This is a genomic window from Marinobacter sp. (genome assembly GCF_041686475.1).
Taxonomy (GTDB): domain Bacteria; phylum Pseudomonadota; class Gammaproteobacteria; order Pseudomonadales; family Oleiphilaceae; genus Marinobacter.
This window is the reverse complement of sequence record NZ_JAWLDU010000015.1, coordinates 45,677-58,021: the sequence shown is the minus strand read 5'-3', so window position 1 is coordinate 58,021 and position 12,345 is coordinate 45,677. Positions and strand designations below refer to the sequence as shown.

10 protein-coding genes are annotated in these 12,345 nt (G+C 57.3%); 8 read left to right on the top strand and 2 right to left on the bottom strand.

What is annotated here, in order from left to right:
* On the top strand, positions 1–558 hold a 558-nt coding region (locus ACESMB_RS05605), incomplete at its 5' end, for a mechanosensitive ion channel family protein (protein ID WP_372971084.1).
* Positions 555–1,337, top strand: coding sequence for an S-methyl-5'-thioinosine phosphorylase (locus ACESMB_RS05600; RefSeq protein WP_372925122.1), 783 nt, complete (start codon positions 555–557; stop codon positions 1,335–1,337). The genes ACESMB_RS05605 and ACESMB_RS05600, both read left to right, overlap by 4 nt.
* Here ACESMB_RS05600 and ACESMB_RS05595 read toward each other — a convergent pair.
* The gene (locus tag ACESMB_RS05595) at positions 1,318–2,157 is read right to left on the bottom strand and encodes a CsiV family protein (protein ID WP_372925123.1); all 840 of its coding nucleotides are present in this window, start codon (positions 2,155–2,157) and stop codon (positions 1,318–1,320) included. The genes ACESMB_RS05600 and ACESMB_RS05595 overlap by 20 nt on opposite strands.
* A 23-nt stretch (positions 2,158–2,180) precedes the next feature.
* Complete coding sequence (gene mfd, locus ACESMB_RS05590) at positions 2,181–5,690, bottom strand: transcription-repair coupling factor (protein WP_372971083.1); 3,510 nt, start codon at positions 5,688–5,690, stop codon at positions 2,181–2,183.
* Between the two features lie 208 nt (positions 5,691–5,898).
* On the opposite strand from mfd, the gene ACESMB_RS05585 reads away from it, so the two are divergent.
* The 6 genes from ACESMB_RS05585 to nqrE all read left to right on the top strand — a co-directional run bounded on the left by ACESMB_RS05585 (position 5,899) and on the right by nqrE (position 12,324).
* Complete coding sequence (locus tag ACESMB_RS05585) at positions 5,899–7,353, top strand: glyceraldehyde-3-phosphate dehydrogenase (protein WP_372926870.1); 1,455 nt, start codon at positions 5,899–5,901, stop codon at positions 7,351–7,353.
* A gap of 343 nt (positions 7,354–7,696) precedes the next feature.
* The gene (locus ACESMB_RS05580) at positions 7,697–9,043 is read left to right on the top strand and encodes a Na(+)-translocating NADH-quinone reductase subunit A (RefSeq protein ID WP_372971082.1); all 1,347 of its coding nucleotides are present in this window, start codon (positions 7,697–7,699) and stop codon (positions 9,041–9,043) included.
* A 3-nt stretch (positions 9,044–9,046) separates the two neighbouring features.
* Positions 9,047–10,252: an NADH:ubiquinone reductase (Na(+)-transporting) subunit B gene (locus tag ACESMB_RS05575; RefSeq protein ID WP_372926854.1), complete on the top strand. Its 1,206-nt coding sequence runs from the start codon at positions 9,047–9,049 to the stop codon at positions 10,250–10,252.
* Entirely contained in the window at positions 10,245–11,048 is an 804-nt protein-coding gene (locus ACESMB_RS05570; protein WP_372926855.1) for a Na(+)-translocating NADH-quinone reductase subunit C, read from the top strand. Before ACESMB_RS05575 ends, ACESMB_RS05570 begins: the two co-directional genes overlap by 8 nt.
* A gap of 2 nt (positions 11,049–11,050) precedes the next feature.
* On the top strand, positions 11,051–11,716 hold the full coding sequence (locus tag ACESMB_RS05565; protein WP_372926856.1) for an NADH:ubiquinone reductase (Na(+)-transporting) subunit D: 666 nt from the start codon (positions 11,051–11,053) through the stop codon (positions 11,714–11,716).
* Positions 11,716–12,324 carry an NADH:ubiquinone reductase (Na(+)-transporting) subunit E gene (nqrE, locus tag ACESMB_RS05560; protein ID WP_372926857.1) on the top strand — a complete coding sequence of 203 codons (609 nt, stop codon included), beginning with the start codon at positions 11,716–11,718 and terminating at the stop codon, positions 12,322–12,324. The genes ACESMB_RS05565 and nqrE overlap by 1 nt, the downstream gene beginning before the upstream one ends.
* The last annotated feature ends 21 nt before the right edge of the window (positions 12,325–12,345 follow it).

Below are 12,345 nucleotides of genomic sequence, written 5' to 3'. Positions count from 1 at the left end.
TGGCGCCTCACCACTGTCCGCACGTTCGACAAGCGCCCGCTCTACGTACCGAACGCTACTTTCACGCAAATTGCTGTCGAGAATCCGTCCCGGATGTTCAATCGTCGAATTTCTGAGACGATAGGGATTCGCTATGCAGATGTCAGCCAGATGGCCACGATCGTCGCTGATATTCGTACCATGCTGGAGAATCATGAGGATATCGATCATGACCAGACCCTGATCGTCAATTTCCTCGCCTTCAACGCATCGTCACTGGATATCATGGTTTATACCTTCACCAGAACCATTGAGTGGGTACGGTTTCACGAGGTGAAACAGGATGTACTGCTGAAAATCAGTGACATTATTGAAGGCTACGGCGCCGAAGTGGCGTTCCCGACACGAACTCTTCACCTGCCCGACGGCGTGCGCCTGGCCAGTGACCAGGGGGGCAGGGAGAACTCTGGCGAAGCTACCAGTGCCGAGCCGGGTAGCAGTAGCGCTCCGGTGGACGGCAGTAAAGGTTCCAGCGAAACCCAGGGTGACAGCGCCGAAGCAACGGGGGAATCATCATGAGCGTATCGGACAACAGGCCGCCGGTTGGCATCATTGGCGGCACCGGCCTGACCACCCTTTCAGGGCTGGATATAACGGCAGAGCGATCTGTTGATACGCCATGGGGGCAGCCTTCTTCCAAGCTGGTAGAGGGGCGTCTGGGTGATCAGGCGGTGGTGTTTCTGTCACGCCACGGTAATCCGCACCGTATCCCGCCGCACCAGGTCAACTACCGGGCAAATCTGAAGGCGCTTTATGACGCTGGCATCCGGACTGTGGTCGGGGTTAACGCGGTGGGTGGTATTCACCCGGACATGGGGCCGGCCCACATTGTGATCCCGGATCAGATTATTGACTATACCTGGGGCAGGGCGAGTACTTTTTTCGAGGGCGAGTTGGATGAAACCACCCATATCGACTTCACCTGGCCCTACACTGAAAAAGCCCGTGAGCTGCTGATCTCAGCTGCGCGTGAGCAGGCCCTGCCGTTTTCCGATTTCGGTGTGTACGCGGCTACTCAGGGGCCAAGGCTGGAAACAGCGGCTGAAGTACGGCGCCTGGAACGTGATGGCTGTGACCTGGTGGGCATGACGGGAATGCCAGAGGCTGCGCTGGCAGCAGAACTGCAGATGAACTACGTCTGCCTGGCGCTGGTGGTGAACCGGGCTGCCGGCAAGTCGGACCACATCATCACCATGGAAGAAATCGAAGCCGCTATCGACCAGGGGATGTCTGGCGTCAAGCGGATCCTGGAAGTTTCAATGAGTGATCTGGGCGCGCTTACTCCTCAATTTTCTTGAAGAAAATCATCACGCCAATGGTGGGTGAGTCGAGGAAGTGAACTTCCTCGCTGCGCATCCTGCGTGTTTCACGAATCCAGGTCACCAGCTCCGCCCGCGGCCAGTTCACACCGGAGATCAGAGCCTGATCGGGTTGCTCGAGGGTTTCGGGCGCCGGATCCGTGGTCAGTCCGCCTATCAACTGCCCCGGTCTCTCTCCCTCCGGCAAGGGCTGCCAGTGATTCAGGCGCACGCCGACATGGAGGTAACGTTGCCGGTCAATGGTGATTTGGCCATCAACTTCCCGGTGTCCGGCATCGGCCAGCCAGTCTCCAATGGCAACGCGCAGTGGTTCACCTTCGAAATCCGGTGGGAAGGACTGGTACCAGCCTGTAGCGAGAAGTACCCGATACTTGCCGCTGTTTTCCAGCCGGTTGGCGGCCGAGTTAAGGTGGAGTTCACTGCGGGGAACCAGTTCCAGTGTTGTTTCCGCTGCGCCACTCCTGTCCATTGCCCGGAGGATTTCGGTGACATCGGGATTGGGCGGCTCCGGTATGCGGCTCGCCATCCGTTCATTGATATCATCTGCTTCGACCCTGCGTTCCAGAATAACGAACTCGGCACGGTAATAGTCTTCCCGGGGGGCATCCCGCTCAGTCTCTTCACCGTTGCCGGGCTGTTGTTCCAGAGCGGGAATCTGTTCCGGTGGCTGCTCTGAAGACTCCTGCGCCGACACCAGCGGTGACAGGGTCAACGTGACCACAAAAATGAAAATGGACTTTCCAAGCAATAACTTACCGGGCGTTCGCAAGGGCTTTGCTCCAATGTTCCTGTTGTTCATCAGTGGCCTCTGGGCCGGGCGCATCATGAAACCAGCTGGCCCAGCATGTCGGAAATGCCGTCGAGTTTACCACTGGTTGAGGCGTCGTTCAGCCGGAAACGGAAACTGTTGGCTCCTTCCAGACGATACTGATCCGGGGAGGATTGCACTTTTTTAACCAGTACCAGCGGATCCACCGGCGTTGAGCTGCCAAACTCCAGTCTTGCCCATTCCTTGCCGGCGTCTACTTTCACGATGCCCAGGGCTTCGGCACGGATTCTGAGTTCCGACTGGCGGATCAGGTTCTTCGCCGGCTCCGGTAATAATCCGAATCGGTCGATCATCTCAACCTGAAGTTCTTTTAATCCCTCGTTGTCGCTCACGCTGGCAATCCGCTTGTACAGCATCAGCCGGTTGTGGACGTCCGGCAGGTAGTCGTCGGGGATCAGGGCCGGTATTCGCAGGTTCATTTCGGTGCCGTGGCTCAGGGGCAGTTCCGCGTTCGGGGTTCTGCCTTCGCGAATGGCCTGTACGGCTTCATCCAGAAGCTGCATGTACAGGGTAAAGCCGATGCTCTCTATCTGGCCACTCTGTTCTTCGCCCAGCAATTCGCCGGCACCGCGGATCTCAAGGTCATGGGTTGCCAGCATGAACCCGGCGCCGAGATCCTGTGCTTCCGATATGGCCTCGAGGCGCTTTTTGGCATCTGCGGTGATGGATCTGGGCGGTGGCGTCAGCAGGTAGGCATAGGCCTGATGGTGGGAGCGTCCCACGCGGCCCCGAAGCTGGTGCAGCTGGGCCAGGCCGAATTTGTCGGCACGCTCGATAACGATGGTGTTGGCGCTGGGGATGTCGATACCGGTTTCAATGATGGTGGTGCACACCAGGACGTTGAACCGCTTGTGGTAAAAATCCGACATGATCTGTTCCAGTTCCCGCTCGCGCATCTGGCCGTGGGCGACTCCCACGCGGGCTTCGGGAATCAGGCGCCGCAGGTCTTCGGCCGTCTTCTCTATGGTGGCGACATCGTTGTGCAGGAAATATACCTGGCCGCCACGAAGCACCTCCCGCAGGATGGCTTCCTTGACCATGGCCTCATCCCGCTGGCGGACAAAGGTTTTTACCGACAGTCGCCGGGCCGGCGGGGTGGCAATGATGGACAGGTCCCGCAGGTGTCCCATGGCCATGTTCAGTGTTCTCGGGATCGGTGTGGCGGTCAGGTTGAGCATGTCGACTTCGGCTCGCAGTGCTTTCAGGCGCTCTTTCTGCTGCACGCCGAAGCGGTGCTCCTCATCGATGATCACCAGCCCCAGGTTTTTGAACCTGATATCACCCTGCAACAGTTTATGGGTGCCAATCACAATATCCGCCTTGCCCGCTTCTATGGCGGCCATTGCCTTGGTGGTCTGGCTGCCGCTGCGGAACCGGCTCAGCAGTTCCACGTTGACTGCCGTTTCCGAGAACCGGTCCCGGAAAGATTCGTAATGCTGCTGCGCCAGCAGTGTGGTGGGTACCAGCACCGCTACCTGCTTGCCGGAGTAGGTGGCCATGAATGCCGCACGCATCGCCACCTCGGTCTTGCCGAAGCCGACATCGCCACAGACCAGCCGGTCCATTGGTTTTTCACTGATCATGTCTTCGAAAACCGCTTCGATGGCTGCCTGCTGATCCGGCGTTTCCTCAAACGGAAAGCCGGCAGCAAAGGCCCGGTAGGCTTCCTTCGGGTCTTCGAAGGAGAAGCCCTTGCGGGCTTCCCGGCGGGCGTAGACGTCCAGCAGCTCGGCGGCCGTGTCGCGGATTTTCTCCAGCGCTTTCTGTTTTGCATTGCTCCAGCGATCGGTGCCCAGCTTGTGCAGCGGCGCGTGATCGGTGTCAGAGCCGGTGTAGCGGGAAATCAGATGCAGGCTGGACACAGGCACGTAGAGTTTCGAGCCGCCGGCGTATTCCAGCATCAGGAATTCGCTGGCTTCCCCTTCTACGGTGATGGTTTCCAGGCCCTGGTAGCGGCCAACCCCGTGGTCAATATGCACAACCGGGGCACCGATACGAAGTTCCGAAAGGTCCCGATAGCCGGCGTCGTCAGCCTCGGTGGTTTTCTCCCGCCGCCGACGCTGCAGAACCCGTTCACCGAACAGGGCTGTTTCCGTGATCAGGGCAATGTGCTGCTCTGGCAGAACCAGGCCGTACTCCAGAGGCGCCACGGTAATGCCGAGGGTGCAGGCAGGGTCATCTATGAATGCGTACCAGCTATCGAGGGCGGTCACCCCGAGCCCATGGTCGGCCAGGCTCTCGATCAGCGCCTCTCGGCGCCCTGATGACTCGGCGCAGATCAGTATCCGGCCCTGGAAGTCTTTGATAAACCGCTTCAGTCGGGCAGCCGGGTCGGCAGCGCGGCCGTCCATTGCAACGTCAGGCAATATTTCGGTAGGGCAATTGCGGCCACCGGCGGAGTCGGTGGGTTCGGCGGTGAGCGTGACCCTCGGGAACTGTTTGAGCTGGCCGAACAGTTCGTCTTTCTGGAGGAACAGCTGTGCCGGAGGCAGAATCGGCCGCATCCGGTCATGACGGCGCTCCTCGTAGCGGGCACGGGTGTCAGCGTCGAAGTGTTCTGCGGCCTCGTGGAGGCCGGACGCGGTAAACACCAGGGTTTCCCCGGGCAGATAATCAAACAGCGTTGCCGTCTGCTCGAAAAACAGCGGCAGATAGTACTCAATCCCTGGCGGGGTGATTCCCTGGGTTACGTCCTGGTATATCGGTGAGTCCTTGTCAGCATGGGGGAACTGTTCGAACCAGCGATTGCGGAATCCGGATCGGGCTTCCTTGTGCCAGGGAAACTCGTTGGCCGGTAGCAGTTCGATTTTTTCTATCCGGTCTACAGAGCGCTGGGTTTCCGGATCAAAGGTACGCAGTGTTTCGATTTCATCGTCGAACAGGTCAATCCGGAAAGGCCGGGTGGCGCCCATGGGAAAGATGTCCAGAATGGCGCCGCGTACCGCGTATTCGCCATGCTCGTAGACGTTTTCGGCGTGCCGGTAACCGGCAGCTTCCAGTTGCAGCCGCCAGGTGTCGATATCCAGCGACTGCCCCACCTTCAGCAGCAGGGTATTGCCTTGCAGGTAGCTCACGGGGGGCAGGCGGTGCATCAGCGTCCGGGCCGGCACAACCAGAACGCCATGGCTGGTTGACGGCAGCCGGTGCAGGGCCCGGATTCGCCGGGATGTAATGTCCTGATGCGGTGAGAACAGATCGTAGGGCAGGGTTTCCCAGTCCGGCAGGGACAGTACTTCAAGCCCGTCAGCTGTAATGGCAGCCTGGTCCTCATCGGCTGGCAGGCCGAGGTAGAATCGCATGGCCTGTTCCAGCCGGATGGCTTCATCCGTGCTGCGGGTAATGACCAGAGTCAGCCCGGTGTGGGCCCGAGCGCTCTCGCAGATCGCCAGAGCGTCACTGCTGCCGTGTAACTGGCCCCAGGTTCGATGATCCGCTGCCTTGTGGGGAGCGGGGGGCGCCACCAGTACGGCGTGTCTGTCGGAATGGGAGGCACCTTGGCTCATGATGATTGTGGTTCTCCTGAAAGTGACGGGCCGGAAAATGGCGAGGCGCGTATTCTACCGGGCAGGGGTGGCGCTGTCATGACACCAGCGGCATACTGGCACAAGCGTCACGGTGGCCTGTATTTGCTGTCGGGGCCATAACATTGGATAATGTGCGCCCAATTTTCCAGGTTCCAACTGCAGAGGTTCAAGCGTGAGTCACGAACAGATCAACCAGCACCTGTCCAACTGGACGGAAAGAGAATCCACTGCGGAAGCCATGATTCCGCTGATTGGCCGCCTCTACCGCAAAAACAATGTGGTCACGTCCGTGTATGGCCGGTCCATCATCAATCAGTCGGTCATCGACATCATTCGTGCCCACCGTTTTGTGCGCCAGGTTGAAGACAGCGAACTGTCGGTTCACAACACCTTTCCCATTCTGCAGGCAATGGACAAGCTCGATCTGGGGCGCGGGCACGTTGATATCGGCAAGCTCGCCGTAAAGTTCAAGGAAGAGGGCGGCTCCCTCGAAGACTTCCTCAAGCGCGAAATCAGCCCGATTGTAGGCCAGTACCAGACGCAGTCGGAAGAAGACGCCGAAAACGACACCAAGGACGTTGTTCTCTATGGTTTCGGCCGTATCGGTCGCCTGCTGGCCCGTATCCTGATCGAAAAGGCCGGTGGCGGAAACAACCTTCGCCTGCGCGCCATCGTTGTTCGACAGGGCGGTGCGGACAACGATCTGGAAAAGCGGGCAAGCCTGTTGCGTCGGGATTCGGTTCACGGTCCCTTCAACGGTACCATTACCGTGGATGAAGAAAACTCCGCACTGATTGCCAATGGCAACTTTATCAAAGTGATCTATTCCCCGGGCCCCGATCAGGTGGATTACACCCAGTACGGCATCAACAATGCGATTGTGATTGATAATACCGGTATCTGGCGTGACGAGGCCGGCCTCGGCCTGCATCTGAAATCAAAGGGCGTCAGCCGGGTGTTGCTGACTGCGCCGGGCAAGGGCGATATCAAGAATATCGTTCATGGTATCAATAACGACTGGATAACCGATGAGGACCGCGTCCTTTCGGCAGCGTCCTGCACCACCAATGCCATCACGCCGGTGCTGAAGGCGATTGTGGACGAATATGGCATCGACGATGGCCACGTTGAGACGGTTCACTCCTATACCAACGACCAGAACCTGATCGATAACTACCACAAGGGCAGTCGCCGTGGCCGCAGCGCGCCCCTGAACATGGTAATTACCGAAACAGGTGCCGCCAAGGCTGTTGCCAAGGCGCTGCCAGAGCTCAAGGGCAAGTTGTCCGGAAACGCTATTCGTGTGCCGACACCGAACGTTTCCATGGCCATTCTCAACCTGAACCTTAATAAAGAGGTAACGGTTGACGGAGTGAATGAATATCTCCGCGATATGGCGCTGCACTCCGAGTTGCAGAAGCAGATCGATTTCGTCAACTCACCGGAAGTGGTTTCCACGGACTTTGTGGGCTCCCGTCATGCTGGCATCGTTGATGCCCAGGCGACCATTGCCAATGGTAAGCGCCTGATTCTCTACGTATGGTACGACAACGAAGCAGGCTACAGCGCCCAGGTCATCCGTGTGGTAAACCAGATGGCGGGCGTTACCTACCCGATCTTCCCGAAGCGCGCCAGAGACTGACCGGCGCCCGTTAGTCTCGTTGTTATAGGAAAACCCCGGCCATTTTTGTGGTCGGGGTTTCTTTTTGGGAGGCTATAAACCATTCTATGTTTACGTTCAGGCACAAACTCCGCAGGGTTTCTGGTGGAAATAGTATTCCTTAATCTCTATAATTGGCGCGATTTTGGGTACGTCTGACACCCGCTTTCCATTGCTTTCTGTAGCCGGATGCCTGGCCCGTAACTGACGCTGGTGTATCCGTCACTCTGGCACAGCCGTTCGGCATGGCCGGATTGCATGCCTGGGCCGCAGGCGTCGGGCGTTACAAATCCATCGAACAGTTTCTGATGATTGGATGAGGCTAATGATCAAGATCAAAAAAGGCCTGGATCTTCCCATCAGCGGCGGCCCTGAACAGACCATTACTGACGGCAAACCCGTTCGCCATGTGGCATTGATCGGTTTTGACTACATCGGCATGAAGCCGACGATGGTTGTGAAAGAAGGGGACCGTGTAAAGCGCGGCACGCTGCTGTTTACGGACAAGAAGACCGAGGGCGTTCGTTATACCTCACCGGCAGCCGGTGTGGTCAAGGAAATTAACCGCGGTGAGCGCCGTGTGTTCCAGTCCATTGTCATCGAAATTGATGGTGACGATGCTGAAACGTTTGCGCGCTATAACGCATCCGATATTGCCGGCCTTGAGCGTCAGCAGGTGGTTGATAACCTGGTTGAGTCAGGGTTGTGGGCGACCTTCAAGACCCGTCCCTACAGCAAAGTGCCCGCCATTGACTCGGCACCGCACTCGATCTTCGTGTCGGTGATGGATACCAACCCTCTGGCGGCAGACCCCACGGTAATCATCCGTGAAAACGGTGCTGCTTTTGAACAGGGCCTGAAGATTCTCGGCAAGCTGACAAACGGCAAGGTGTTCGTTACCGGAAAACCCGGTTCGGATGTGCCGGTGCCTTCTGACGACAAAGTGGAAGTGCAACAGTTTGACGGTGTGCACCCGGCGGGTAACGTCGGCACTCACATCCACTATCTTGATCCGATCGCCGGCGACAAGGTGGTCTGGACCATCGGCTACCAGGACGTTATCGATATCGCCAAGTTGTTCGAGAGCGGAGAGCTCCCGGTTGAGCGGATCGTTGCCGTAGGTGGCCCGAAGGCACTGAAGCCGCGCCTGCTTCGGACCCGTATTGGTGCCAGTCTCAAGGAACTTCTGGACGGTGAAACTGCCACAGACTGCGAGGTTCGCACGATTTCCGGCTCCGTGTTTGGTGGCCGTCGCGGCGAAGGGCCCTGTGCCTATCTCGGTCGCTTCGCCAATCAAATCTCGGTTCTGGAAGAAGGCTTCAAGCGGGAGTTCATGGGCTGGCTGTCTCCGGGGCCGAACAAATTCTCGGTTCTGAACATCTACCTGTCAAAACTGGCGGGCAGCAAACTGTTCAACTTCACCACCACAACCAACGGCAGTGAGCGAGCCATGGTGCCGGTGGGTGCGTACGAGCAGATAATGCCCCTGGATATTCTGCCAACGCAACTGCTGCGTTCGCTGATCGTCGGTGACACCGAGATGGCACAGAAACTGGGTGCGTTGGAACTGGATGAAGAAGATCTGGCACTGTGCACGTTCGTGTGCCCGGGTAAATACGAATACGGTCCGATTCTCCGTGAGAACCTGACCCGAATCGAGATCGAGGGCTAACAGATGGCAATTCGACAGTTTCTCGATGGCATAGAACACCACTTTGAAAAAGGTGGCAAGTACGAGCGCTGGTATGCGCTGTACGAGGCCGTCGATACCATTTTCTATACTCCCGGCTCGGTAACCTCCACTACCTCCCATGTGCGCGACGGTATCGACCTAAAACGCATCATGATTACGGTGTGGCTGTGTACCTTTCCGGCGATGTTCTTCGGTATGTGGAACATTGGCTTCCAGGCCAACAGCTATCTGGCTGAAAACCCTGATGCCCTGATGGGTGACGGTGGTCTGCGTACCGCTTTCATCAGTGCACTGGCAGGGAATAACGCTGCCAGTATCTGGGATAACTTCGTTTACGGTCTGGCGTATTTCGTGCCCATCTACTTCGTCACCTTCGTTGTTGGCGGGTTCTGGGAAGTGCTCTTTGCCACGGTTCGTCGTCACGAAGTGAACGAAGGGTTCTTTGTGACCTCCGTTCTGTTCGCGCTGATCTGCCCGCCCACCATTCCCCTTTGGCAGGTGGCCCTGGGTATTACCTTCGGTGTGGTTATCGGTAAGGAAATTTTCGGTGGTACCGGCAAGAACTTCCTGAACCCGGCCCTGACCGGTCGAGCCTTCCTGTACTTCGCCTACCCGGCCCAGATCTCCGGTGACACGGTCTGGACGGCAGTTGACGGATTCAGTGGCGCAACGGCGCTTAGCTGGGCAGCCAGCGGTGGCATGGAAGCACTGGAAACCCAGATTGGCTGGATGTCAGCGTTCATGGGCTCTATCCAGGGCTCCATGGGTGAGACCTCAACGCTTGCAGTGTTGATTGGCGGTATCATCCTGCTGGTTATGAAGATTGCCTCCTATCGTATCGTCGGGGGGGTATTGATCGGCATGATCGGTATGTCGGTGCTGCTGAACGTCATCGGCTCGGAGACGAACCCCATGTTTGCGGTACCAGCCCACTGGCACCTGGTAATGGGCGGCTTCGCGTTCGGCATGATGTTCATGGCCACGGATCCGGTGTCTGCTGCGATGACCAACACCGGGCGTTGGTGCTTCGGTATTCTGGTAGGTGTCATGACCGTGCTGATCCGGGTGATCAACCCGGCCTTCCCGGAAGGCATCATGCTGGCAATCCTGTTTGCCAACCTCTTTGCGCCGCTGATGGACCACTACGTGGTTCAGGCCAACATCAAACGGAGGCTCGCACGTGGCTAAAGCTAAAGAAACTGTCTCCAGAACGCTGATGGTTGCGCTGGTGCTTAGTATCGCCTTTTCCGTGGTGGTTTCTACCGCTGCGGTTATGCTTAGGCCGGCGCAGGTCAAGAACCAGAATCTGGATATCCGTTCAAACATGCTGGCTGCAGCAGGTATGCTGGAGCCGGGCGCCAGTGCCGATGAGATCGAAGAGGCGTTCTCCCGCTTTGATGTCCGCCTGGTGGATCTGGAAACCGGTGACTATGTCGAGCCTTCCTCGGTGAACGTTGAAGACCCGATGAAGTACGATATGTACAAAGCGGCTTCTGATCCTGAGCGTTCCACCAAGATTCCCGCAAAGGAAGACAAGGCGGGAATCAAGCGCCGCCCCGACGTCGCCAAGGTCTACATCCTTGAAGAAGACGGCGAACTGGTTCGTGTGGTTCTGCCCATTCACGGGTATGGTCTGTGGTCAACCCTCTACGGATTCGTGTCCCTGGAGGGAAATACCAATACCATTGAAGGGCTTGGTTTCTATGATCATGCAGAAACACCTGGCCTTGGTGGCGAAGTGGACAACCCACGCTGGAAGAGTCAGTGGGTGGGCAAGGAAGTCTACGGAGAAGAGCGGCAAGAGCCACAGATCCGTCTGGTCAAGGGCGGTGTAAGCTCTGATGCTTCCGAAAAGGAACACAAGGTGGACGCGCTCTCTGGTGCGACCCTGACGAGCCGTGGTGTGGAAGATCTGGTCAACTATTGGATGGGCGACCGGGGCTTTTCACCCTACCTGCAAAAACTTCGTGAAGGGGAGGTCTGATCATGGCAGACGCTTCAGCCAAACAGGTTCTCTTCGAACCGATTTTCAGTAACAACCCGATCGCGCTGCAGATACTGGGTATCTGTTCAGCGCTGGCAGTAACCACCAGCATGAACGTGACCCTGGTCATGTGTGCGGCGGTTATTGCGGTCACGGCTTTTTCCAACCTGGCGGTGTCCCTGGTTCGTACACAGATTCCCGGTAGTATCCGGATTATCGTGCAGATGACCATCATCGCCTCCCTGGTTATTGTTGTGGACCAGGTACTCAAGGCCTATGCCTATGAAATCAGCAAGCAGCTCTCGGTATTCGTTGGTCTGATCATCACCAACTGTATCGTTATGGGGCGCGCTGAAGGCTTCGCCATGAAGAACGGCCCCTGGCTGAGCTTCCTGGATGGCGTTGGCAATGGCCTCGGCTATTCGGTACTGCTCATCTTTGTCGCCTTCTTCCGTGAACTGCTGGGTGCCGGCTCGCTGTTTGGCGTGTCCCTGATGCCAGTCGTAAACGAGGGTGGCTGGTACATTCCCAATGGTCTGTTGCTTCTGCCGCCGAGTGCGTTCTTCATCATCGGCCTGGCCATCTGGGGTCTGCGTGTATGGAAGCCGGAGCAGGTGGAAGAAGCTGATTTCAAAATGTCCCGGCACACGGTTAAGGAGGCCTTCTGATGGAGCACTATATCAGTCTGATCCTCAAGGCCATTTTCGTTGAGAACATGGCGCTGGCCTTCTTCCTGGGGATGTGCACCTTCCTGGCAATCTCCAAGAAGATCGAAGCAGCTGCCGGTCTTGGTGTCGCCGTGGTTGTCGTGCTGACGATTACGGTTCCGGTGAATAACCTGCTCTACAACACCATCCTCAGGGAAGGTGCACTGGATTGGGCAGGTCTTCCGAACGTCGACCTGAGCTTTTTGGGCCTGCTTACGTATATCGGTGTGATAGCCGCACTTATCCAGATCATGGAAATGGTCATGGACAAGTACATTCCGGCGCTCTATGCGGCGCTTGGGGTGTTTCTGCCGCTGATCACAGTGAACTGCGCCATTCTCGGTGCATCGCTGTTCATGGTGGAGCGCGACTATACCTTTGGCGAAAGCGTGGTATACGGGTTTGGCGCAGGTGTTGGCTGGGCACTGGCCATCATAGCCCTGGCCGGAATCCGTGAAAAACTCAAGTACAGTGACGTTCCCGAAGGCCTTCGTGGCCTTGGCATCACCTTCATTACGGTTGGTCTGATGTCCCTGGGCTTCATGTCCTTCGCAGGTATTTCACTGTAACCAACCCGGTGATTCGGTTTA